Source organism: Roseburia sp. AF20-18LB, from assembly GCF_003461185.1.
GTDB lineage: Bacteria > Bacillota > Clostridia > Lachnospirales > Lachnospiraceae > Roseburia_C > Roseburia_C amylophila.
In genome coordinates this window covers 319,369-341,491 of record NZ_QTWP01000002.1, presented here as the reverse complement: position 1 = coordinate 341,491, position 22,123 = coordinate 319,369, and the positions used below count along the sequence as shown (strand labels likewise).

General features: G+C 41.2%; 25 protein-coding genes. 18 read left to right on the top strand and 7 right to left on the bottom strand.

Features of this window, described 5'->3' with window-relative positions:
• The first annotated feature begins 222 nt into the window (after window positions 1–222).
• Genes DWX65_RS15505 through DWX65_RS06300 form a run of 3 tightly spaced genes read left to right on the top strand, consistent with a single transcriptional unit; the run spans window position 223 to window position 1,612 of the window.
• Window positions 223–351, top strand: a complete 129-nt coding sequence (locus DWX65_RS15505; protein ID WP_278336298.1) for a hypothetical protein — start codon at window positions 223–225, stop codon at window positions 349–351.
• Between the two features lie 26 nt (window positions 352–377).
• Window positions 378–605 (top strand): large conductance mechanosensitive channel protein MscL, encoded by a 228-nt coding sequence (mscL, locus tag DWX65_RS06305; protein ID WP_118173085.1) that lies wholly within the window; start codon window positions 378–380, stop codon window positions 603–605.
• Window positions 606–664: 59 nt separating this feature from the next.
• Complete coding sequence (locus DWX65_RS06300; RefSeq protein ID WP_118173084.1) at window positions 665–1,612, top strand: tRNA dihydrouridine synthase; 948 nt, start codon at window positions 665–667, stop codon at window positions 1,610–1,612.
• Window positions 1,613–1,690: 78 nt separating this feature from the next.
• On the opposite strand, the gene DWX65_RS06295 is transcribed toward DWX65_RS06300, so the two are convergent.
• Window positions 1,691–2,143, bottom strand: coding sequence for a metallophosphoesterase family protein (locus DWX65_RS06295; protein WP_118173083.1), 453 nt, complete (start codon window positions 2,141–2,143; stop codon window positions 1,691–1,693).
• A gap of 773 nt (window positions 2,144–2,916) precedes the next feature.
• Between DWX65_RS06295 and DWX65_RS06290 the strand changes: the two genes are divergently transcribed.
• Window positions 2,917–3,750: a deoxyribonuclease IV gene (locus tag DWX65_RS06290; RefSeq protein WP_117699058.1), complete on the top strand. Its 834-nt coding sequence runs from the start codon at window positions 2,917–2,919 to the stop codon at window positions 3,748–3,750.
• A gap of 90 nt (window positions 3,751–3,840) precedes the next feature.
• Window positions 3,841–4,503 carry a flagellar filament capping protein FliD gene (locus DWX65_RS06285; RefSeq protein ID WP_118173082.1) on the top strand — a complete coding sequence of 221 codons (663 nt, stop codon included), beginning with the start codon at window positions 3,841–3,843 and terminating at the stop codon, window positions 4,501–4,503.
• A gap of 2 nt (window positions 4,504–4,505) precedes the next feature.
• Here DWX65_RS06285 and DWX65_RS06280 read toward each other — a convergent pair whose 3' ends face one another.
• Both DWX65_RS06280 and DWX65_RS06275 read right to left on the bottom strand, forming a co-directional pair.
• Window positions 4,506–5,342, bottom strand: a complete 837-nt coding sequence (locus DWX65_RS06280; protein WP_158561561.1) for a pyridoxamine kinase — start codon at window positions 5,340–5,342, stop codon at window positions 4,506–4,508.
• Complete coding sequence (locus tag DWX65_RS06275) at window positions 5,339–5,938, bottom strand: ECF transporter S component (protein WP_118173081.1); 600 nt, start codon at window positions 5,936–5,938, stop codon at window positions 5,339–5,341. Before DWX65_RS06275 ends, DWX65_RS06280 begins: the two co-directional genes overlap by 4 nt.
• A 275-nt stretch (window positions 5,939–6,213) precedes the next feature.
• Here DWX65_RS06275 and DWX65_RS06270 point away from each other — a divergent pair, with 275 nt between their 5' ends.
• Complete coding sequence (locus tag DWX65_RS06270) at window positions 6,214–7,665, top strand: methyl-accepting chemotaxis protein (protein WP_158564709.1); 1,452 nt, start codon at window positions 6,214–6,216, stop codon at window positions 7,663–7,665.
• Between the two features lie 13 nt (window positions 7,666–7,678).
• A complete protein-coding gene (locus tag DWX65_RS06265) occupies window positions 7,679–8,914 on the top strand; it encodes a deoxyguanosinetriphosphate triphosphohydrolase family protein (protein WP_242997826.1) in 1,236 nt (411 codons plus the stop codon).
• Here DWX65_RS06265 and DWX65_RS06260 read toward each other — a convergent pair whose 3' ends face one another.
• Both DWX65_RS06260 and ymfI read right to left on the bottom strand, forming a co-directional pair.
• On the bottom strand, window positions 8,915–9,268 hold the full coding sequence (locus DWX65_RS06260) for a helix-turn-helix domain-containing protein (protein WP_022244205.1): 354 nt from the start codon (window positions 9,266–9,268) through the stop codon (window positions 8,915–8,917).
• Window positions 9,269–9,387: 119 nt separating this feature from the next.
• Window positions 9,388–10,116: an elongation factor P 5-aminopentanone reductase gene (gene ymfI / locus DWX65_RS06255; protein ID WP_117946201.1), complete on the bottom strand. Its 729-nt coding sequence runs from the start codon at window positions 10,114–10,116 to the stop codon at window positions 9,388–9,390.
• 275 nt (window positions 10,117–10,391) lie between these two features.
• Between ymfI and hpf the strand changes: the two genes are divergently transcribed.
• The 4 genes from hpf (at window position 10,392) to DWX65_RS06235 (ending at window position 14,568) form a co-directional block, all read left to right on the top strand.
• Window positions 10,392–10,919, top strand: a complete 528-nt coding sequence (gene hpf / locus DWX65_RS06250; protein ID WP_117698857.1) for a ribosome hibernation-promoting factor, HPF/YfiA family — start codon at window positions 10,392–10,394, stop codon at window positions 10,917–10,919.
• A gap of 207 nt (window positions 10,920–11,126) precedes the next feature.
• Complete coding sequence (locus DWX65_RS06245; protein WP_118173079.1) at window positions 11,127–12,014, top strand: helix-turn-helix domain-containing protein; 888 nt, start codon at window positions 11,127–11,129, stop codon at window positions 12,012–12,014.
• 100 nt (window positions 12,015–12,114) lie between these two features.
• Window positions 12,115–13,170, top strand: coding sequence for a D-alanine--D-alanine ligase family protein (locus DWX65_RS06240; RefSeq protein ID WP_118173078.1), 1,056 nt, complete (start codon window positions 12,115–12,117; stop codon window positions 13,168–13,170).
• Window positions 13,171–13,191: 21 nt separating this feature from the next.
• Window positions 13,192–14,568, top strand: a complete 1,377-nt coding sequence (locus DWX65_RS06235; RefSeq protein ID WP_118173077.1) for a UDP-N-acetylmuramoyl-tripeptide--D-alanyl-D-alanine ligase — start codon at window positions 13,192–13,194, stop codon at window positions 14,566–14,568.
• Between the two features lie 128 nt (window positions 14,569–14,696).
• Here the strand turns inward: DWX65_RS06235 and DWX65_RS06230 are convergent, their stop codons facing one another.
• Complete coding sequence (locus tag DWX65_RS06230; RefSeq protein ID WP_118173076.1) at window positions 14,697–15,431, bottom strand: lysophospholipid acyltransferase family protein; 735 nt, start codon at window positions 15,429–15,431, stop codon at window positions 14,697–14,699.
• A gap of 143 nt (window positions 15,432–15,574) precedes the next feature.
• On the opposite strand from DWX65_RS06230, the gene DWX65_RS06225 reads away from it, so the two are divergent.
• The 7 genes from DWX65_RS06225 to DWX65_RS06195 all read left to right on the top strand — a co-directional run bounded on the left by DWX65_RS06225 (window position 15,575) and on the right by DWX65_RS06195 (window position 21,401).
• Window positions 15,575–16,015 (top strand): protease complex subunit PrcB family protein, encoded by a 441-nt coding sequence (locus tag DWX65_RS06225; protein WP_242995111.1) that lies wholly within the window; start codon window positions 15,575–15,577, stop codon window positions 16,013–16,015.
• Between the two features lie 83 nt (window positions 16,016–16,098).
• Window positions 16,099–16,341 carry a Veg family protein gene (locus DWX65_RS06220; protein WP_022244197.1) on the top strand — a complete coding sequence of 81 codons (243 nt, stop codon included), beginning with the start codon at window positions 16,099–16,101 and terminating at the stop codon, window positions 16,339–16,341.
• Window positions 16,342–16,429: 88 nt separating this feature from the next.
• Window positions 16,430–17,962: a DUF3794 and LysM peptidoglycan-binding domain-containing protein gene (locus DWX65_RS06215; RefSeq protein WP_147339145.1), complete on the top strand. Its 1,533-nt coding sequence runs from the start codon at window positions 16,430–16,432 to the stop codon at window positions 17,960–17,962.
• A 49-nt stretch (window positions 17,963–18,011) separates the two neighbouring features.
• Window positions 18,012–19,262, top strand: coding sequence for a C40 family peptidase (locus DWX65_RS06210; protein WP_118173075.1), 1,251 nt, complete (start codon window positions 18,012–18,014; stop codon window positions 19,260–19,262).
• Window positions 19,263–19,396: 134 nt separating this feature from the next.
• Entirely contained in the window at window positions 19,397–19,834 is a 438-nt protein-coding gene (locus DWX65_RS06205) for a GatB/YqeY domain-containing protein (protein WP_022244194.1), read from the top strand.
• Between the two features lie 8 nt (window positions 19,835–19,842).
• Entirely contained in the window at window positions 19,843–20,508 is a 666-nt protein-coding gene (locus tag DWX65_RS06200; RefSeq protein WP_118173074.1) for a hypothetical protein, read from the top strand.
• 17 nt (window positions 20,509–20,525) lie between these two features.
• Window positions 20,526–21,401 (top strand): methionyl aminopeptidase, encoded by an 876-nt coding sequence (locus DWX65_RS06195; RefSeq protein WP_022244192.1) that lies wholly within the window; start codon window positions 20,526–20,528, stop codon window positions 21,399–21,401.
• 16 nt (window positions 21,402–21,417) lie between these two features.
• Here DWX65_RS06195 and DWX65_RS06190 read toward each other — a convergent pair whose 3' ends face one another.
• Complete coding sequence (locus DWX65_RS06190) at window positions 21,418–22,050, bottom strand: glycerol-3-phosphate acyltransferase (RefSeq protein WP_117841326.1); 633 nt, start codon at window positions 22,048–22,050, stop codon at window positions 21,418–21,420.
• Between the last annotated feature and the right edge of the window lie 73 nt (window positions 22,051–22,123).

Sequence of the window (22,123 nt, the reverse complement as noted above, 5' to 3'; positions counted from 1 at the left end):
GCACTCTTATAGTCTTATTTCAATGACAAAATCCAATTTTCAGCCATTTGGTCAACAAATTTGAAAAAATAAAATTTTTTTGGAAATTTTAAAACCTCATCCATTTTTCATCCGTCTAGCAAGTGAAAGGAGGAAGAGCAATGCATGAGATGGAAACTTTTATAACGATGGCAAAAGAGGATATCAAAAATCAGAAGTTTACATAATGGAGTAGACTATAGTATGGTTTTTGATTATAATTATTATATTAGTAACAATGGTGATATAAAGGCAGCCTTTGGAAATGATTTGAAGAGTTACTATATGCATTATATGACCAATGGAAAAGCAGAAGGAAGAACTGCTAAATAGAGTGCTTAGAACAAAGGAGAATGAAGATGTGGAAAGAGTTTAAGAAGTTTGCAGTAAGAGGAAATATGTTAGACCTTGCAGTCGGTGTGATTATCGGTGGTGCTTTTAATTCACTTGTAAGCTCGCTGGTAGACAATGTAATTATGCCGATTCTTAGTCTTGTAGTTGGAAGACTGGATTTCAGTAACTGGTTTATTGCACTGGAAGCAACACGCTGTCCACATTGTACAAGCATGCTTGAAATCGAAGGGTAAGATAAAAAGCAGAATTTGAAAACAGAATTGAGAAATGAAATAAAAAACAGGATGTACCAATGAAACTATATTTAGCTCCCTTAGAGGGAATTACAGGATATGTATACCGGCAGGCTTACCATGCATGCTATGAAGATGCCGACAAATATTTTACACCATTTTTAGCTCTACATACGAAGCGAAGCTTCAATGCCAGAGAAAGAAATGATTTAAGCCCGGAGCATAATGCCGGCATGTATACCGTGCCACAGGTGCTGTCAAAGAGTGGAGAAGATGTGGCAGCAATTGCAGAAGAGCTGAAAGCATTTGGTTATCAGGAAATTAATATCAACGCCGGATGCCCTTCCGGAACGGTAGTATCGAAGGGAAGAGGTGCCGGACTTTTAGATGATGAAAGAGCCTTGCTTCATTTCCTGGATGAAATGTTTGAAAAGACGGATGCAGAGATTTCCATTAAGACAAGACTTGGCATGGAATATCCGGATGAATTTGAAGGCATTTTAAAAATATACAATCGTTTCCCGATAAAGGAGCTGATTTTACATCCCCGTGTCAGAGAAGATTATTATAAAAATAAGCCGGATTGGACGATGGTAGAGTATGCACTGGAGTACAGCAGGAATCCGCTGGTTTACAATGGAGATATTTTTACAGTGGAAGATTATGAGCGGTTTACAGAACGTTTTCCAACGATAGATGCCATTATGTTAGGGCGTGGTGTTATAAGAGACCCGGCACTCATAGAGAAAATCCGCTCCGGCAGCACAATAGACAGGGCTGCTGAATTAAAACGGCTTTATACATTTCACAATAAGCTGGTTGCCGGCTATCAGAAAGAAATGTCCGGGGAGAAAAATGTCCTGTTTAAAATGAAAGAATTGTGGTTTTATCTTGGCACACAGTTTACCGGAATTGAAAAACCGTTGAAGAAGATAAAGAAAGCAAACAGCCTGATAGAATACCAGGCTGCTGTTTCAGAGATATTTTCAACTGGTGCTGGAAAATAACCGAAAGAGTCAAATGACATAGAATCATGATGTAATATCAATTGATATGCAATAAAAATTATCACACGATATAAATTGCTATTCGGTATAAATGGGTGAAATAGAAACATCGTCCCCATCCAAAGTCAGAATAGCGATAGTACAGGAGGAACCACTGCGGCTTCGACCGGCACTGCCCGGATTGATGAAAGTAGTGGTTCCCCTTTTACTTACTTCATAATGGTGGGTATGCCCGGTAATAATAAAATCTGCTACCGGTTGTGGATAAGGCAAATCGCTTTTCTTATGGATGAGATAGAAAATCTTCCCACCAATGGGTGCTGCCAGAGTCTCCGGCAGATATTTCGTCCATTCGCCTTTGTCACAGTTCCCCTTGATGATATAAAGCGGAACATGCAGATTTTTTAAAGTCTCATAACATTTGAGACTTCCAATATCTCCTGCGTGCAGAAGATAATCACAGCTTTGCAGCTCTTCTAAAAATGTATCCTTTAATACACCATGTGTATCTGATAAAATTCCAATTTTCATAAATTCTCGTTTCTGTTTGTGCCCTGTTGAGTTGTCGGGGCGGATTGCTGGTTTGGGGTTACTTTTTCATTTTATAACGGTTATAATGAAATAACAAGTGTTCGGTGATTGGGAGAGGGGAAAAGACATATCATTGTTTTGCGGAAGTACTGCACTGTCCGTCGGAGACGGATACTACTTGATGCTTGAAAGGGGCACTAAGAATTTCGAAGTAGATAATCTTTTTATCTGGCAACCGGCGCAAATTCGCATCCTTGCTCAATTGTGCCTTGCCAGCACGTCCCTGTGCCGGCATTGCCTGTTGCAGGACGAAATTCTAAGAGCCCCTAACGATCCTCATAAGGCATCCGCATTCCGACGAACTGTTCAGCCCTTTTGTCAAAGCAACGGAAAATAGTTTTCCCATTTCCCAATCACCGAACCTCATAAACCATAGACTTATTAATGCAATTATTAAAACTATTATAATTTAAAAATCCGTGTCAGCCTGTCCATTGAAGGAAGATGCATAACAAAAGTCTGTTAGTGGCACTTGGAATTTTGGAGAAAATCTGGCAACGCTGGCACAGGGATGTGCCAGCGAGGTGCATCTGAGCATGGATGCGAATATGCACCGGTTGCCGGAAAAGTCAATAAGTAGAACAAAATTCTTAGTGTCACTTGCAGACGTTGTATCGCATCTGGCTTCAATGGACAGGCTGACACGGATGAAATAACAATAGTTTTATAACCCAAAATTGATTGAACGTAGGAAAAGGAAAAAGGAGAAAAATATGTTTCGAATCGGTTGCCATTTATCATCATCAAAAGGCTTCCTTGCTATGGCAAAGCAGGCAGAGGAAATCGGAGCCAATACATTTCAGTTTTTTACCAGAAATCCAAGAGGTGGCAAAGCAAAGGATTTAGATGTGAAAGATATAGCTGCATATCAGCAGTATGCTGCGGAGCATGGCATCGGGCAGATTCTTGCCCATGCACCCTATACAATAAATGCCTGCGGCAAAGATGAGCGGGTACAGGAGTTTGCCAGAGAAACCATGGCGGATGATTTGCGGCGTTTAGAGGAGATACCGGACTGCAAATATAATTTTCATCCTGGCAGCCATGTGCAGCAGGGAGCGGAAGTTGGAATTGAAAAGATTGCAGGAGTCTTAAATGAAATCATGTGGCAGGAGCAGAAAACAACAGTGCTGCTTGAGACCATGGCTGGAAAAGGAACAGAAGTAGGAAGAAACTTTGAAGAACTGCAGGAGATTTTAAGCAGGGTAAAATATCCGGAGAAAATGGGAGTCTGTCTGGATACCTGCCATGTTTTTGATGGCGGCTATGATATCAGCGGACATTTAGAGGAAGTATTAGAAGAATTTGACCGCATTATCGGACTGGATAAACTGTGTGCCATTCATTTGAATGATTCGAAAAATGTACTGGGCAGCCATAAAGACCGTCATGAATGTCTGGGTGCAGGCAATCTGACCATGGATGCCATTGTGCGGATAATCAACCATCCGGCATTGAAAAAACTGCCGTTTTACCTTGAAACACCGAATGATTTAGAAGGCTATGCCAGAGAGATTGCCATGTTAAAAGCGGCAAGAAAGGCTTAGCTTAAAGGTTAAGATTTTCGGAAAAAAGAACGATATATCAGGTATAAGACGGCATGGAGGCAATTTTGTCTTAAAATTAGGAGGAGAAACATGATTCGTGTAACAGGAAATAACAGCCTTTTGATGAGTTCGCTGAATACGGACACAGACAATGATACAAAAGTGGTGGACTTGTTAAAAAAGAGCAGTGAGACAGAGAAGAGCAGCAAAACAACCGGGAAAAAGAGTGAAGAATATGACAGTGTCAAGAAGTCTGCATCCTCACTCAAAGCAAGTGCAGCAGTATTAAGTGAAACAGGAGAGGATTCCATTTTTGCCAAGGCAGAAGAAAGCGGAGATTATTCCGGTTTGATTTCACTGATAGAGCGTTTTACCGGAGATTATAACAGTCTTTTAGAAAGCCTGTCAGACCTTGATACAGACAAATCTACAAATTACAGCAAGGAATTAAAAAGCATTGTTTCCGGTCAGAGTGAAGCGTTACAGAAGGTCGGCATTACCGTAGACAGTAATGGAAAACTTGTAATAGATGAGGAAACTCTGAAAAATGCAGATAAGAAGGAATTAAAAGACCTGTTTCAGGGAGAAAATTCCGTTGCAGGAAAAGTTGCTGATAAAAGCATTTACATCGGAGCAAATGCTGCGGCTGACCAGTATGTGGACAGTTGTGCCAACTATACAGCAGGTGGTACATCCGCAGAATATGTCCAGATGGCAAATCTGATAGGCAGTTACTTAGACTCTCTTTCTTGAGATTAAAGTGTCACTAAGTCAGAAAGAAGCGGTTCAAAAATAACACCCTGCAAAGTATCATCCGAAAGCGACTGCGAATAGGAAATACAGGAAGCAATAAAATGAGCTGCCTGTGTGGTACATTCTTGTAAGGAGAAGCCCCGTAAGGTAAGTGCAGATACAATACTGACGAAGATGTCGCCGGTTCCGGGATACCCCGGACCGGCTTTTTTCGTGGAAACAGTATCCACATTTCCGCTGCTATCGGAAATATAGTTAAGGAAAGTGTCGCCTTTTGGACAGCCGGTAATAATACATTTTTTCGCACCCAGTGCATGAAGCTTTTTGGAAATGGCAGAAAGCTCCGAATCGGTGCAGTCATGCTCCGGATAAGGCGTATCTGTTAAAAGGCAGGCTTCCGTCAGATTTGGTGTGATAATATCACCCCGGGATACAAAGTCTTTCATGTGATTGCAGAATTCCGGCGTAATATGCTGATAGGCTCTGCCGTGGTCACCCATTACCGGGTCTATAATAAAAAGAGGTTTTTCGGTGAGAGAATCATAGTAATCGGAAATGGCATGAAGCTGTTCTTTTGCACCAAGGTAGCCGCAGTAGATGCCGTCCCAGTTCATGGAAAGAATATTCAGTGCAGCAAAATAATCCTTAAGCTGTCCGGTTAAATCAATTTTCAAGTGGGTAGGGAAACCAGTATGATTGCTGAAAACAGAAGTAGGCACAGGGATTCCCTGTACCTTACATGCACTTACCACCGGGAGGGACACGCTCATGGAGCAGCGTCCCACACCGGATATATCATTGATGATCAGAAGCTTTGGTGGTAAAGTATTTAATTTCATGCACATGCGTTTTCCTTTCCAAGACGTGGCAGCATATTAGATTTTGCCAGTACCGGACGCAGTGCCATGTATACAGCAGTCGCTACGATAACGGATAATACTGCATTGATGCTGGTTGCTGCAATGTTAATAGAAAGTGTAACTTCTGCTGCAGGTTTTCCTAAGATAACCAGTTTGTAGAAGTAGCCGAACAGTGGGTCAAAAACAACGTTGAATAACAGTCCGCAGATACTTGCGATGACAACCCATTTGAAAACGTGCCTGCTATCTTGGGAAGTGGAAATTTTACCGATTTTGTGAGCAACCAGACCGGTAATCAGGCCGATGCAGAATTTTAAGATAAAAGTCTTTGGTGCGTATACAATGTAAATCGGGTCTAAAAGGTCGCCGATTGTCATACCGATGGCACCGCCGATTCCGCCATAGACACCGCCTAACAGTAATGCACCTAATACACATACCGCGTTTCCAAGGTGGATAGATGTAGCATCTCCGCCAGGAAGTGCGATTTTAATCTGTAAGAATGTGAATACCACATAGGAAAGTGCTGCCATAAGAGCAGTCAGTACAAGTTTGTAGATTCTTTCGTTTTTCATTATAAAGTCCTCTTTTCTTTCTCTTTGTTGCGGTTTATCATAAAACAGAAATGGCATTATAAAAACATCCAATTTTGATAAAAATGACCATGCCAGTTTAAAGATGAAGAGCAAGTTTTTTATGAACGTAATAATAAAAGAGTCCAATGGAAAGGCATATGGTAAGGCGTATAAATAAAAGTCTTTTCAATTTATGTAGAGAAAGGTATAATAAAATTGCTGGTAAAGTTCAAAAATTACAGTTTATATATGTTATATATGGGAGGATGAAAGAATTGACAGAACAAGGAAGAGTAAATAAGACTGCAATGACAGGGCATACAATTATGGGAATCTTATTGGCACTGGTTAATTTTTTGGAAATTTTCAAAACTTCCAAGAATGTAGTTTATGTGGCGGTGCTTATTGTGCTGGCACTTGGACCGGTGGTGGCAGAATGGATTTGCTATAGGAAAGATCAGGAGACAAAAGCAATCAAGCATCTTTTGGGGATTGGATTTGCAGTATATTATACGGTGGCACTGATAGGTGCCGGCAATCAGTTGGTTTTTGTATATGTAATACCGATGTTTATTTTGATTTCTGTATTTTCAGATTCGAAATATGCATTGGAACTTGGAATTGGAGCAATTATCGTAAATCTTATTTCTATTGTAGTACATACCATGAAAGGCCAAGGTGAGGGACCTGCTTTCTATGGAACAGAGATTATTATACTGATTTTGACAACAGCATTTTCTTATTGCAGTTCTGCTGTTTTGCAGAAATCGTTTTTATCACGGCTGGGTGAAATGAATCAGGCAAAGGGACAGTCTGATACCATGCTTCAGAAAATTTTAGAAGTATCTGATGCCATGACAAAGAAAATTAATGGAATGTCGGATGAAGTAGAGTTACTTGGCAGTGGTGTCAGCGATACCAGAAATGCAATGGAAGAGTTGACCGGTGGAACAACAGATACAGCGGAGGCGGTGCAGAATCAGTTAAGCCAGACAGAAGCAATCCAGGAAAAAGTAATGCAGGTAACCCAGGCTTCTGACAGCATTGCTGAGAGCATGACAGTTACAGCAGAAGCATTGAACGCGGGTAAGAAAAATATTGAACAGCTGGTATCGCAGGTGAGTGTGACTGAGCAGACGAACAGTCAGGTGGCAGCAGAACTTACTTCTTTAAAAGAGTATATGGATAAAATGTATTCCATCATTGAGATTATCAATAATATTACTTCAGAAACCAGCCTGCTTTCATTAAATGCGTCAATTGAAGCAGCCCGTGCAGGTGAAGCAGGAAGAGGTTTTGCTGTAGTAGCATCTGAGATTTCCGGTCTGGCAACCCAGACACAGGAAGCAACGGTCAGTATTGAAGAACTGATAAGAAATGTATCGGAAGAACTGGAAAAAGTAGTGACCATCATCGAAAGCATGATTTCACAGGTTGAACATCAGAATGTAACAGTCAATGAAACTGCCGGCAGCTTCCGTACAATAGAGGATAATTCGGACCGTGTACAGAGCCAGTCGGATGCATTGTCCGGTATTGTGAAAGAATTAGAAAGTGCCAATGCAGGTATCATGGATAGTATCCAGACAATTTCCGCTATTTCAGAAGAAGTAGCAGCTCATACAAATAGTACACTGACAACCTGCGAGAAGAACCAGAAGAGCGTAGAACATCTGATGGCAGAGACTGAAAATTTAATTGAACTGACGCATCAGCTTCAGCAGTAAAGATATTTATTATATGAGCAGGGAGCAGAAAATGGGAGCATATCATAATCTTTCAGAAAAATTACAACAAAGGATCATAGAAGACAGAAAAGAGCATAGGGCAAATCCATATGCTTTTTCCGAAGAACAGGTTTTGCGCCGGGAGATGAATCATGACAGGGCGAATCTCTGGAGGCCTCCCTTTGTCCGGGACATTGAGAAAATCATGCATCTGCCTTATTATAACCGTTATGGAGACAAGACGCAGGTATTTTCCCTTTACAGAAATGATGACATTTCAAGACGGGCGCAACATGTGCAGCTCGTTTCAAGGATTGCAAGGAATATTGGAAATGTATTAAATCTCAATCAGGATTTAATAGAAGCAATTTCCCTGGGGCATGACATCGGACATGCACCATTCGGACATGCTGGTGAGAGAATTTTAAGTGCACTTTTGCGGGGAGAGACGGGACGATATTTTAACCATAATGTGCACAGTGTGCGTGTACTGGATGTACTGGGACAGAGAAATATCAGCCTGCAGACTCTGGATGGAGTCCTATGCCATAATGGAGAAATGGAGCAGCAGGAGTATCAGCCGAAAAAGGCGAAGACCTTTGCAGATCTGGATACAGAAGTAGAAATGTGCTATCAGAAGGAAGATGGAATTAAACATCTTGTGCCGGGAACACTGGAAGCCTGTGTAATGCGGATTTGTGATATTATAGCCTATCTTGGCAAGGACAGACAGGATGCTGTACGCCTGCATCTTCTGCCGGATGACAGAGGTTTTAACGGAGATACTATAGGCAGCAGCAATGCGGAAATCATCAATAATATGGTAGTTAACATCATTGAAAACAGCTATGGAAAACCATATCTTTCCATGGATGAAGCATATTTTCAACAGTTGAAGCTTGCAAAGACTGAAAATTATGAGTATATCTATCACAATGAGAAAATCGAAAAAGTCATCCGGGAAAATCTGAATCCGATGTTTGAAGAGATGTACTATCAGTTATTGAAAGATGCAAAGGATAAGAATGAAAAATCCTGGCTCTACCGCCACCATATTGCATATGTGGCAGAAAACAATCGGTTCAGCAGAACCTTTTCGAAGGAACAATACATGGAGACAGAACCGAACCAGCTTGTGGTGGATTACATCGCAAGCATGACGGATGACTATTTTGTAGATTTGTACCATGAAATGTTCCCGAAAGGAAAGCATGATGTAAAATACATCGGCTACTTTGATGAAGATTAACTATTTTAATGGCGAGGCTGTTGCCCGGGAAACCATCCGGTCAACAGCCTTCAATTCTTCTAAGAAAAGCTGCTGGTTATAACTGGAAAGAGTATGATAGATACTTAGCAGTTCACCCTCACAGCTGTTGAGATGCGTCAGACTGGCATTGCGGATGTTACTGTGACCGAGCAGATAGTCGGTGGAAGTATGAAAATAGTCGGCTATTCTTACTAAGGTTGCATAGTCAGGTTCTTTCCCCTGATTGATATATCCATTCAGAGCAGAGGGAGAGATATGTAGTGCATCTGCAAGCTGCCGCTGGGTAATGTTAGCTTCTTCAATCAGGTATCGTAACTTAGAACCGATATTCATATACAAACCTCATCTTTCGTAAATAATACCTCTATTTTAAAACATGTTAAAAAACCAGTGACAAAAATAAACGAAAGATAAATTATATCAACGGAGCACAAACTATTCACATATGTAAATTAGCACCAACCACCATCTAAGGTAATAATCTGACCGGTGAGATATGGACTTTGTGATACGATAGCATAAGCAAGTTCAGCTGTTTCCACAGGTGTACCATATCTGCCGCAGGGAATTTCGGATTCTAAGTCAGCACGCTCTTCGGCAGAAAAACAGGCGTTCATGGAAGTATCAATGGTGCCGCAGGCAATGGCATTGACAGAGATTCCACTGGGTGCAACCTCTTTGGCAAGTGCCTTTGTAAAGGAATTAACAGCTCCCTTGCTGGCGGAATAAGCAACCTCACAGGAGGCACCTACATTTCCCCAGACAGAAGAAATGTTAAGAATCCGGCCTGATTTTTTGTGCAGCATATCTGGCAGAGCATATTTGCAGCAGGAAAAAACAGAAGAAAGATTGGTGTTTATAACGTGCTGCCATTGTTCATAAGTCATATCCTGCAACAGACCGATGTGGGAGATTCCGGCATTGTTGATCAGAACATCAACCGAAAGGGACTGCTGGTGAATCATGGCAAACATATTGGCAATAAAATCCGGATCACTGACATCTCCGATAACCGGAAGAACCGTGACATGATATTTGTCCGAAAGTTCATCAGACAAAGCCTTAAGAGCAGTTTCGGAATGACAGCAATTTAAAATGAGCTGATAACCGTGGCGGGCAAATACTTCTGCGATAGCAGCACCGATGCCCCGGGAAGCTCCGGTAATTAAAACAGTATTCATAAGAAACAAATCCTTTCTGGTTTTTATCTGCCTTAGAAAAATGATAGCACAGATGAAAGCGTTAAAAAATACAGTTATATTTTAGACTTATTTTAGAATACAGGCAATCCCTTTTGAAAAATCCTGCAGATTTCCTGATTTCAGAAAGATATTCGAAAAATTCTCTAAAAATACAGTAAATATTGCACAAAAAACTTGTAAATATTCGTACAAAATAGTATAATAAAACCATGATATCAGTCTGTATCAAATAAATGGCAAAGGGGTTGGACATCATGCGTATTACTATTTCAGGAAGAAACATCGAATTGACAGACGGTCTTAAGGCAGCAGTTGAGGACAAAATTGGAAAACTGGAGAAGTACTTTACTCCGGACACAGACGTATTTGTAACTTTGAGTGTAGAAAAGGAGAGACAGAAAATCGAGGTTACGATTCCTGTACCTGGACACATTATCCGTTCAGAGCAGGTAAGCAATGATATGTATGTATCGATTGATCTTGTAGAAGAGATTATTGAGAGACAGCTTAAAAAGTATAAGAATAAGATTATTACAAAACAGCAGAGCAACAGCAATTTCCGTAAGGAATATATTGAAAAAGAAGTGGAAGCAGATGATGAAATTAAAATCATCCGTACCAAGAAATTCGATATGAAACCAATGTATCCGGAAGATGCATGTGTTCAGATGGAATTATTAGGACATGATTTCTTTGTATTCGTAAATGCAGAGGATGACAATGTAAACGTTGTATATAAGAGAAAAGGTAACACCTACGGTCTGATTGAACCGGAATTCTAGATATATAACGAAAAAGACTATCACCGGTAGTTCCTTATGGATAACTGGTAGCAGACAGCGGTATCGCAGTTAACGTTTTGACAACAGTCTTGACAAAACGCCAATAGCGGTACCGCTATTTTTATGCTACAGTAGTTATAATATATCGATAAGACATTTCTATGGAACAGTCAATACGATGGGTTATGAGAAAAGGGAGGTTAGGAATTGGCTTGTTACAATCTTGGGGATTATATATGTGAATCCCGCAAACAGCTTGGCATTACACAGGAAGAACTTGCTTTTGGCATCTGTTCAACTGGAACTTTATCAAAAATTGAAAACGGATTTGTGGTACCAAAGCGGAAAAATTATGAAGCTATTATGCAGCGTCTTGGAAAGACAATGGGTATATGCAATATTCATGCAACGGCGGAAGAAATGGAATTATATGCCTATATGCGACAGCTGGTGCATGCAGTAGCAAATAATGATATGGAAGGCTGCAGGGAACTCTGGCAGAGACAACCGGAACATAAACAAGAGGATAAACTGACCAGACAGTTCTTTTCATACATAAAGGCGGTGCTGGACAGTAAGGAAGGAGTCTGTCCGGAACTTGTATATGCAAAGCTGGAAGAAGCGTTACATCTGACGCATCCGGCGGGGCTGGCAAATCTGGTGCAGAAGCGGATGTTTACCTTTGAGGAAATCAACATTATCAACAGTATGGCGGTACAGAAACAGCGGCTTGGTGAAAGAAAGCAGGCACTCCGCATCTGGATGCAGTTATCTGATTATCTGGAAGTAAGAAAAGTAGATGATGAAGAAAAAGAAAAGGTATATCCGATGATACTTTACAATGAAGCTAATCTTTTGTATGAGATGGAAATTTACAGAGAGGCGCTGGAATTATGCAATAAGGGTATCGATTATTGCACAAGGAGCAATAAATATATGGTATTGCCATATCTTTTGCTCTGCAAGTCCGGAATTTTAAAATGGATGGAGCAGCCGGAAGAAGCCATGGATATACAGCAGTGTGCAGAGCATCTTTTTCAGGTGTTTGAAAATCATAATGCAAAGCCCGGAGAACCAATCTTGATTGCTTTGTGAGATTCTCTTGTCATTCTAAGAAAAAAAGGTATAATATACATATTGAAAAAAGAGATGTAATATACATATTTGAATCTGAAAGAAAGAAGGACATTAGAGAATGAATATCGTAGTTTTGGCAGGCGGCTTGAGCACAGAGCGTGATGTGTCTTTTAAAACAGGAGATATGGTAACAAAGGCATTGCGGAAGAATGGACATCAGGTTATTCTTCTGGATGTGTTTATGGGATATGGAGAAGAAGAACAGGATATTACTGGAATTTTTGAACATTCAGAAGAAGCAAGTGTAAAAGTAACGGATATACCGGAGACGGCTCCGGATCTTGATAAGGTAAGAAAGAGTAGAAAAGACCAGTCTGCCTGCTTCTTTGGACCAAATGTAATCGCAATGTGCCGTATGGCAGATATTGTATTTATGGCATTACATGGAGAAAATGGAGAGAATGGTAAGATTCAGGCAGCCTTTGATTTGTTTGGAATCCGTTATACCGGAAGCGGCTATTTAAGCAGTGCGATTGCCATGAATAAAAATATGGCAAAGCAGTTTTTTGAAGCCAATGGAATCCCATGTCCGAAGGGCATTTATATGAAGAAAAAGGACAGAAAAGACAGCCTGGCTGAAATCGGAATTACGTTGCCTTGCGTGGTAAAGCCATGTTGCGGTGGTTCCAGTATTGGGGTTTCCATTGTAAAAGAAGAAAGCAATTTTACAAAAGCATTGGAGGATGCATTTTTCTGGGAAGATGAAATCTTAATTGAAGAGTATGTAGAGGGAAGAGAATTTTCAGTAGGTGTCATCAAAGGAAGAGCATTGCCGGTTATCGAGATTGCACCAAAAGAAGGATTTTACGATTATAAAAATAAGTATAAGGCTGGAAGCACAGTGGAAACCTGTCCGGCAGATATTAAAGACAGTGTGGCAAAAGAGATGCAGAAGCATGCAGTAAAAGTTGCGGAAGCGTTAGGCCTGGACACCTATTCCAGAATCGACTTCTTAGTCAATGCAAAAGATGAAGTATACTGCTTAGAGGCAAATACATTGCCTGGTATGACAGCAACCAGCTTACTGCCGCAGGAAGCCAAGGTAGAAGGAGTAAACTTCGAAGAGTTATGCCAGCAGCTGGTTGATATTTCCATGGAGAAATACGGAGCATAAGAAAGGGCAGAGAAGGCAGATATGAAGGAACTGACATTAGCACAGATTGCAGAAGCCTGCGGTGGAACATTAATAGGTGGGAATGAAGCAAAAGAATATACCGTAACCGGAGTAGAGATTGACAGCCGGAGAGTAAAGGCAGGAAATTTATTTGTTGCCATTCCGGGAGAAAAGGTCGATGGTCACAAATTTATTCCGGATGTATTAAAAAAAGGAGCATATGCACTGTCCCAGCAGAGTCTTGATGTAGATGGAGCTTATATTCTGGTGGAAGATACCGTAACTGCCATGAAGCGTCTGGCACGTTTCTATCGGAGTACTCTTGACGTTAAAGTAGTGGGAATTACCGGAAGTGTTGGAAAGACCAGTACCAAAGAAATGATTGCATCTGTACTGGGCACAAAATTCCGGGTACATAAGACACAGGGAAATTTTAATAATGGAATTGGTCTGCCACTGACTATTTTTCAGATTGAAAAAGAGCATCAGGTTGCAGTTCTGGAAATGGGAATTTCTGAATTTGGCGAGATGCATGAACTGGCAGATATGGCGCAGCCGGATATTATGGTTATTACCAATATCGGTTTATGTCATCTGGAGAATTTGAAAACCAGAGATGGAATCTTAAAAGCAAAGACAGAAAGCTTTGCCCATTTGAAACCGGATGGTGTTGTGATATTAAATGGAGATGATGACAAACTTTCAACTGTAGAGCAGGTGGCAGGAAGAAAGCCTGTATTTTATGGAATCAAGGGAAGGAATCTCTGCGAGACTTCTGTCTGTGCAGATGCAGTTACAGAGCATGGCTTAGAAGGAATGACAGCAGAATTCCACACTCCACAGGGAGACATGGAAGTATTTATTCCAATTCCGGGAGAACATAATGTATATAATGCACTGGCAGCAACCTGCGTGGCAGAACAGTTAGGCCTTTCCATGGATGAAATTAAATGTGGAATTGCAGCCGCTTCCACCATCAGCGGAAGAACTAATCTGATTCACACAAAGGGCATGACGGTTATTGATGACTGCTACAATGCGAATCCGGTTTCCATGAAGGCATCTTTGGATGTCCTGTCTAAGGCAGGGGGACGAAAGATAGCGGTTCTTGGAGATATGGGTGAATTAGGCGAGGATGAAAAACAGCTTCATTATGAAGTGGGAACCTATGCCGGAACACTGCCGATTGATTTGTTATTCTGTGTTGGAACATTATCCGGGAAACTGGCAGAAGGAGCGAAGAAACAGAATCCGGCTCTGACCGTAAAACATTATGCAACCCGTGAGGAGATGACAGAAGAACTTCTTGCTACCGTAAAAGAAGGAGATGCTGTTTTAGTCAAGGCATCACATTTTATGGAATTCCCGAAAGTGGTGGCAGCATTAACCGAAGCATAAGAAAATGTTTTTTAAAATGGTAAATACAGGAAGTGTCTGATAATAATATAGAAAAATGAAAAAAGAAACTGTAACTTTGAAGTATAGTCATCAAAGCTACAGTTCCTTTTTTCGTCAATATTTGCGGTTTAAAGATATTTCCGGTTATCTGCCAGCAGCTCATGCACCGTATTCTGTGTATAGGTAGCAAGATGTTTGCGGTCATCAGCAGAAAGCTGATCTAAATAAATCGGAGTACCATACTGCAGGATAACATGGGTAGGTTTTACCTTTGGAAAATGATTTTCCAGAATATCAGCAGAATTGGTGATTGCCATAGGAACAATCGGACATCTGGTTTTCTCAGAGAGCTTTAGGCTTCCGGCTTTGAAAGGAAGCATTTCGTCCTCAGTCTTGTTTCTGGTACCTTCCGGGAAGATACACATGGAAATGCCGGCTTTAATCTGGTCGATACCGGTCAGGATGGTTTTTAAGCCCTTCTTCATATCGGTACGGTCTAAGAAGAGGCAGTAGAGCCGCTTCATCCAGATGTTTAAAAGAGGAACTTTTCCCATGGTGTCTTTGGCAATGTAACCGGTGAGTCTCGGACATCTGGAATAAGTGATAATAATGTCAAAATAACTTCTATGATTTCCGATATAAAGAACCGGAACATCTTTTGGAACATTTTCTTCCCCGATTACAGTCAGCTTAACGCCACAGATAAACATAATCACACGGAATGCCCACTGCACCATGCGAAGACTGCTGATATCGGCGGCATGGCGGTTGCATTTACGGATAATCCATTCTACAAAGAGAACTGGAATACCAAGAATCAGGTAAAGAACAGCAAATAAAAGTGCAAGAATTGCTCGTATCATAGAGATAGAATTCCTTTCTGGATATAAATTTCAAAAACAAAATACTGATTTCTTTCCCTATTATAGCGGTAAAACTTAAGAATTACAACATGATAATCCGGATTTTGGAATAGAATGAAAAGAATAAAAACAGGGAGAAGAAAGTGAAACGGAAAACAATAGAAGCAAGGAAAGCTGTCCGGAGTGTCATCGGTCTGCTTGCGGTAGCATGGATTGGACTGGCAGCAGCAGGCTGCGGTATCGAAGATACCAATGGCAGTAAAATAGAAGACGTGGAATTTACCGTGTTAGAAGAGGAAGCAGTGCCGGAAGAATTGAAGCAGGAAATTGAAGAACGAAAGGAAATGGATTTCAAGTTGACTTATGAAGATAACGGAAAACTCTATATTGCAAGGGGCTATGGAGAGAAGGAAACGGGAGGCTACAGCATTTCCGTAAAAGATGTTTATCTGACTCAGAATGCCCTCTGTTTTGTTACAACGCTGATTGGCCCGGGGGAGAATGAGACGGTGGCAAAGGCACCAAGTTTCCCATATATTGTGGTTGAGGTGACAAAATGTGACAAGAACGTGTTGTTTGAGTGAAAAAATGGTACTTTTTTCCCTTTGACAGCATTTTAACACGGTGATATACTAAAGAGCGTGGATAAAAAAGGAGGAACTGGTATATGCAGAGAGCAGATATTAACAGAGTCCGGGCATCCGTGCATCAGCAGTGCGGTAGCAGTGTAATGATTCAACTGGACAGAGGTCGTAATAAAGTAGATGTACAGCGTGGTGTAATACAGAATGCTTATCCGAGTGTATTCACGATTCTTGTAGATGATGAAAGAGAAGGCAATCCGCCACAGTTATTATCTTTCAGTTATACAGATATCATCACAAGAGATATCCGAATGAAATTATGTTAGAAGAATAAAGTCCCTTTTTCCTGAATAAAATGAAATAACATTCAGGAAGGGGATTTTTTTAGTGGAAATAAAGAAACAGAACATACATATGAATTATGAAAAAGCCAGTGCCATGAGTCAGATTACTCTGGATGATGATTACAATCTACCGGATTATCGGCCGGATATTGTAAAAGTACTGAAAGAAAAAGGTGAAATCCGCTTTGATGAGATACAGGTAAAAGAAGGACGTATTTATGTGAAGGGGAATCTTATCTTTCATGTGCTCTACCGCAGCGATATGGAGGAGCATAAATTAGACTGCCTGCGGGGACAGATTCCATTTGAAGAAACCATCAGTATGGATGGAGTGAATGAATTAGATCCGGTGGACGTCACAGCAGAACTGGAAGACATTAATATCGGGATTATTAATTCCAGAAAATTAAGTGTTCGTGCACTGGTGATGCTGAAGGCAGAAATGCGGATGCGCAAGGAGACGGAACTGATTACGGGAGTAGCCATGGAACATCCGTTGGAAATCCTTCAGAACAGGCATAATATTCTGGAATTGGAAACCTGTAAGAAAGATAATTACCGGTTGAAACAGGAAATAGAGTTGCCCCAGAGCAAGCCAGATGTAGAACAGATTTTATGGAAAAGTGTGCAGCTTCGGGGTGTGGAAACGAGGTTACGAGAAGAAAAAATCCAGCTTACCGGAGAAATAAGGCTGTTTTTGCTTTATTATGCCCAGAAAGAAGAACGCCGGTTAGAATGGTTAGAAGAGACGATACCACTGAACGGAGAACTTGCCTGCGAGGGATGCAGTGAGGAAAAAATCTATCGGATTCAGGTAACACCTGCCAGTGTGGAAGTAGAGGTCAGACCGGATTATGATGGAGAAGACCGGAAAATCAGTCTGGATATGACGTTAGAATTAGATATCTGTATCTGGAAGGAAACAGAGGCAGATGTGGTAGAGGACGTATATTCGCTGCGGGAAGAGATGACACCAGCTTATGAAGAAGTTACCATGAGCAGGCTGCTGGCAAAGAATTATGCAAAATGCCGGTTGACAGACCACATGAATTTAAAGAAGAATCAGGAGAATATCCTGCAGATTTGTTCCTGCGAAGGAATGGCATTTATTGACCATGTGGAGCCACAGGCAGACGGTCTTAAAGTGGAAGGAAGCCTGAATGTGGAAATCCTTTATGTAACCACGGACGATGCCATGCCGATTGGAACCTGCCGGGAGACATTTCCTTTTGAACAGTTGATTGAAGTCCCGGAAATGACAGACGATATGAACTATGAACTGGAAGCGGGAATCGAGCAGTTGTCAGCGATTCTTTTAGACAATACCCAGATTGAGGTAAAGGCAGTACTGAATCTGAATCTGATTGCATTTTCACAGGAGAACATCCAGAAAATGGATGAAATTAGAATTACAGAACGGGATATGGAAGAATTACAGAGACAGCCAGGAATTACTGGATATATTGTAAGAGAGGGGGACAGTCTCTGGAAAATTGCCAAGGCAAATCATACGACTATTTCCCAGTTAATGGAAACCAACGACTTAAAGAGTGAAGAAATTCAAAAAGGCGATAAATTGTTAATTGTAAAGATGGTATCATGATGTTATACTAAGATGATAGGAAATACACAAAAGTGGAAGGAGCAGAAATATGCACAGAAAAAAACATATGTGGAAAATGCGGTTGGTTGCAGCAGGACTGGTAGCAATTCTTGGAATTTCATGTTTTCAAAGTGCGTCAGCAAGCGCTCTTTCAAAAGCTAAAAACAAGAAGAGTGAAGCACAGACCGCATTGGATAATGCCAATGCAGATATAGAGAATATACAGAGCCAGCAGCAGGAACTGCAGTCCCAGATTGATGCACTGGATGCAGATCTGGTAAATATTATTATGAACTTAGATATTCTGGAAGGGGAACTTTCGGATAAGCAGACTGAACTGGATAATGTGACAGCACAGCTTGCACAGGCACAGGAAGATGAACAGAACCAGTACGATGCTATGAAAAAGCGTATCGTATATATGTATGAGAATGGGGATGACAGTTATATTGAGGCACTGGTGGGCGCAACAGATTTCTCCGATTTACTGAATCGTCTGGAATATGCCCAGCAGATTTATGATTATGACAGAAATCTTCTGACGCAGTATCAGGAGACAGTGCAGCAGGTAGCTGACCTTAAGAGTCAGGTGGAGACAGAGAAGGCAGAGTTAGAGGAAGTGCAGCAGTCTTATCAGGAACAGCAGGCTTCTTATGAAAGCATGATTGCAGAGAAACAGTCTCAGATGTCTGATTTTGATACCCAGCTTGCATCAGCCCAGAGTCTTGCAGCCCAGTATAAAGCTACTGTTGATGAGCAGAATGAAATCATAAGACAGGAGCAGGCAGCTGCAGCAGCTGCCGCTGCTCAGAATAATAATAAAGGTAATAATACAACAACTGCTAACAATAATAATGGAAATACAACGGGAAATAATAATGGCAGCAATACCGGAGGTGACAGCACTACTGGTGGCAGTACAGGGGGAGGTGGATTGAATCCTCCTTTTAGTACATCAGTAAGTGGAAGTGATGTAGTATCTTATGCCTGTCAGTTTATTGGAAACCCGTATGTATGGGGCGGCGAGAGCCTGACTGATGGAGCAGATTGTTCCGGATTCATTAAAAGTGTCTATGCAAACTTTGGAATCAGCCTGCCTCATAGTTCGGTAGCATTACAACGGGCAGGAAGTGAAGTAAGCTATGAGAATGCCCAGCCAGGTGACATTGTCTGCTATGCCGGTCATGTGGCAATTTATATGGGCGGAGGACAGATTGTCCATGCAAGTTCACCGTCTACCGGCATTAAGACAGGCTCAGCAACTTATCGAAGCATTATATCTGTCCGGCGTGTATTGTAAAAAGTTATCCATAAAGAAGAAAAATGATAAAAATTCCCCGCAGTAAGCAAACTACTGCGGGGTTTTAAGAACTTGTAAAATCTTTCAAGTTGCGTATAATGAAAAAGTAGAAAATATTTTAGGAGGAATAAGAAATGCAGATAGAACAGTTACAAAAAGAAATGATAGCAGCAATGAAGGCAAAAGATAAACCAAGAAAAGATGCAATTTCTTCGCTGGTTTCTGCAGTGAAGAAAACAGCAATTGATGAAGGCTGTCGTGATGACATAAAAGAAGAATTAGTAAACCGTGTGATTTTAAAAGAAATGAAGACCGTAAAAGAACAGATTGATTCCTGTCCGGCAGAAAGAACAGATTTACTTGCGGAATATCAGCAGCGTTATGACATTATGAGCGAATATGCACCGGCAATGCTTTCTGAGGAAGAAGTACGTAAGATTCTGACAGAAAAATTTGCAGATGTCATTGCAACCAAAAATAAAGGTCAGATTATGAAAACAGTTATGCCGGAGTTAAAAGGCAAGGCAGATGGAAAATTAATCGGACAGGTTGTAGCAGAGCTTTGCAAATAGGATAGTGTATGAGTGAAAATAAATCACAGAAGAAGCGCATATGGTTCATTACAATACTGATTCTACTGGTACTGTTATTAATCAGTCTCTTTGCTTCCGAACGAAGGGGGAAGATTGTATACAGGGAGTATCTTTCCGAAGATATCCTGACAGTAGATGGAGAAAAACTGCAGCTGGGGGATCTGGCAATGTATATCGCTTATGAGGAACTGAAGGTAGAAGATGAGGCAGCAGCCTATGATTATTATGATACGAATAAGTATTGGAATCTTCATACCAGTGGAAGGTTTGTAAAAGAAGTAGCAAAGACCCATGTCATCGAAATGGCAGTACATGATGAAATCTTTTACAGGCAGGCAATGGCAGAGAAACTGACGCTGGATGAAAAAGAAGAAGAACAGCTTCGTAGCCGTCAGGAGGATTTCTGGACGGATATGACAGAGGAACAGCAGGAAAGATTGGGCGTTGATAAAGCAGAGATAGATCGTCAGTTAGAGAAAGCTGCATTGGCACAGAAATATCAGAATCAGATAGCAGCAGAGAATAACAGTGATTTTGACGGTTACAGTGCCGGGGCAGAGCCATATGAGCAGATTTTAAAAGAACATAAGTATAAACTGAATGAGAAGCTCTGGGACAGAGTGGATTTTGGGAATATCATATTGAATCATTAGAATGGAAGGAAATAGAAATGTCTGTAAAAATAGGTAGAAATGATCCCTGCTGGTGTGGCAGTGGAAGAAAGTATAAGACATGCCATCAGTCATTTGATGAAAAGATTGAAAAGTATCGTGAGGCAGGCTGTATTGTGCCAACCCATGATTTGATTAAGACACCGAAGGATATCGAAGGTATCAGGGAAAGTGCCAAAATTAATGTGGCAGTACTGGATTATGTGGCTGAGCATATCAAAGCCGGCATGAGTACAGAAGAAATTGACCGTATGGTATATGAGAAAACAACAGCTATGGGTGGAATCCCGGCACCACTTAATTATCAGGGATTTCCGAAGAGCGTCTGTACGTCAATTAATGAAGAGGTATGCCATGGTATTCCATCGGAGGATATTATTTTAAAGGATGGCGATATCATTAATGTGGATGTTTCCACAATATTAGATGGATATTTTTCTGATTCCTCCAGAATGTTTCTGATTGGAGATGTCAGTGAAGAAAAGAAGCGTCTTGTCCAGGTAACGAAAGAATGTGTGGAAGAAGGCTTAAAAGCGGTAAAACCATGGGGCTTTTTAGGAGATATGGGTCAGGCAGTGCATGACCATGCTTATGAAAATGGCTATACTATCGTAAGAGAAATCGGTGGACATGGTGTTGGAAAAGAATTCCACGAAGAGCCATGGGTTGGCTATCACAGCAAGAGAGGAACCGAGATGCTCTTAGTTCCGGGCATGATGTTTACGATTGAGCCAATGGTAAATATGGGAAAAGAAGCTATCTACATAGATGATGAAAATAACTGGACCGTGTATACAGAAGACGGACTTCCAAGTGCTCAGTGGGAGATTCAGGTTCTGGTAACCGAAGAGGGAACCGAAGTTATTTCCTGGTAGGTATCTCTTAAAAAAGCTATTTTTGAAAGAAAAACCGGATGGAAAGTTTCTCATTCTGGTAAGCGCAAAGATGCTTATAGATAACAAGCAGTGCAATTCCAAGGCAGGCAAAGTCAATGGAGAGAACCGGCACAAAGAGAAAGACCAGAAGGCAGAATACGCCAAAGGTAATAATGGACCGGAAAAGATGTGGCCGGATAATTAAGACCACAGAAAAAAGAATATAAGCAGCTGCAAGGAAAAGAACCGGCAGAACAACCGGAAAGATTCCAAGCAGTACACCAAAGGAGACGGCAATGGCTTTGCCGCCTTTTTTGTTACTGTTTTTCGGATGAAACTGCAATGGGAACGCATGTCCGAGAACCGGTGCTATCAGAATCGGAATCATGTATGGAGTGTCAATATCCAATGTCCGTAGGGCGAGTACAACCGGGAAAAAGCCCTTGAAAAGCTCCAAAAGGAGCGCAAGAATACCAGCCCGGAATCCGCCGTACACAAAGGCATTGGCAGTGCCGGGATTTCCATCCGGACTTAATGCACAGATATCTTTCTGGAATAATATCTTTGGAATCCAGTAGGCATAGAGTATGCTGCCGCTGAGATAGCCGGCGATGGAAAAAAAGATGCAGGTGATAATTGACTGGTTCATATAAAGGCTCCTTTTCTTTTCGATAAACAGGTGATTGCGGAAGGAGATAGATTTTGCTGGAAAATATTACGGG

What these genes read in the sequence shown, in the direction of transcription:
- DWX65_RS15505 (WP_278336298.1), top strand. Translation starts at nt 223, where the DNA reads ATGGTTTTTGATTATAATTATTATATTAGTAACAATGGTGATATAAAG.
- mscL (WP_118173085.1), top strand. Translation starts at nt 378, where the DNA reads ATGTGGAAAGAGTTTAAGAAGTTTGCAGTAAGAGGAAATATGTTAGAC.
- DWX65_RS06300 (WP_118173084.1), top strand. Translation starts at nt 665, where the DNA reads ATGAAACTATATTTAGCTCCCTTAGAGGGAATTACAGGATATGTATAC.
- DWX65_RS06295 (WP_118173083.1), bottom strand. Translation starts at nt 2,143, where the DNA reads ATGAAAATTGGAATTTTATCAGATACACATGGTGTATTAAAGGATACA.
- DWX65_RS06290 (WP_117699058.1), top strand. Translation starts at nt 2,917, where the DNA reads ATGTTTCGAATCGGTTGCCATTTATCATCATCAAAAGGCTTCCTTGCT.
- DWX65_RS06285 (WP_118173082.1), top strand. Translation starts at nt 3,841, where the DNA reads ATGATTCGTGTAACAGGAAATAACAGCCTTTTGATGAGTTCGCTGAAT.
- DWX65_RS06280 (WP_158561561.1), bottom strand. Translation starts at nt 5,342, where the DNA reads ATGAAATTAAATACTTTACCACCAAAGCTTCTGATCATCAATGATATA.
- DWX65_RS06275 (WP_118173081.1), bottom strand. Translation starts at nt 5,938, where the DNA reads ATGAAAAACGAAAGAATCTACAAACTTGTACTGACTGCTCTTATGGCA.
- DWX65_RS06265 (WP_242997826.1), top strand. Translation starts at nt 7,679, where the DNA reads ATGAGCAGGGAGCAGAAAATGGGAGCATATCATAATCTTTCAGAAAAA.
- DWX65_RS06260 (WP_022244205.1), bottom strand. Translation starts at nt 9,268, where the DNA reads ATGAATATCGGTTCTAAGTTACGATACCTGATTGAAGAAGCTAACATT.
- ymfI (WP_117946201.1), bottom strand. Translation starts at nt 10,116, where the DNA reads ATGAATACTGTTTTAATTACCGGAGCTTCCCGGGGCATCGGTGCTGCT.
- hpf (WP_117698857.1), top strand. Translation starts at nt 10,392, where the DNA reads ATGCGTATTACTATTTCAGGAAGAAACATCGAATTGACAGACGGTCTT.
- DWX65_RS06240 (WP_118173078.1), top strand. Translation starts at nt 12,115, where the DNA reads ATGAATATCGTAGTTTTGGCAGGCGGCTTGAGCACAGAGCGTGATGTG.
- DWX65_RS06235 (WP_118173077.1), top strand. Translation starts at nt 13,192, where the DNA reads ATGAAGGAACTGACATTAGCACAGATTGCAGAAGCCTGCGGTGGAACA.
- DWX65_RS06230 (WP_118173076.1), bottom strand. Translation starts at nt 15,431, where the DNA reads ATGATACGAGCAATTCTTGCACTTTTATTTGCTGTTCTTTACCTGATT.
- DWX65_RS06220 (WP_022244197.1), top strand. Translation starts at nt 16,099, where the DNA reads ATGCAGAGAGCAGATATTAACAGAGTCCGGGCATCCGTGCATCAGCAG.
- DWX65_RS06215 (WP_147339145.1), top strand. Translation starts at nt 16,430, where the DNA reads ATGAATTATGAAAAAGCCAGTGCCATGAGTCAGATTACTCTGGATGAT.
- DWX65_RS06210 (WP_118173075.1), top strand. Translation starts at nt 18,012, where the DNA reads ATGCACAGAAAAAAACATATGTGGAAAATGCGGTTGGTTGCAGCAGGA.
- DWX65_RS06205 (WP_022244194.1), top strand. Translation starts at nt 19,397, where the DNA reads ATGCAGATAGAACAGTTACAAAAAGAAATGATAGCAGCAATGAAGGCA.
- DWX65_RS06200 (WP_118173074.1), top strand. Translation starts at nt 19,843, where the DNA reads ATGAGTGAAAATAAATCACAGAAGAAGCGCATATGGTTCATTACAATA.
- DWX65_RS06195 (WP_022244192.1), top strand. Translation starts at nt 20,526, where the DNA reads ATGTCTGTAAAAATAGGTAGAAATGATCCCTGCTGGTGTGGCAGTGGA.
- DWX65_RS06190 (WP_117841326.1), bottom strand. Translation starts at nt 22,050, where the DNA reads ATGAACCAGTCAATTATCACCTGCATCTTTTTTTCCATCGCCGGCTAT.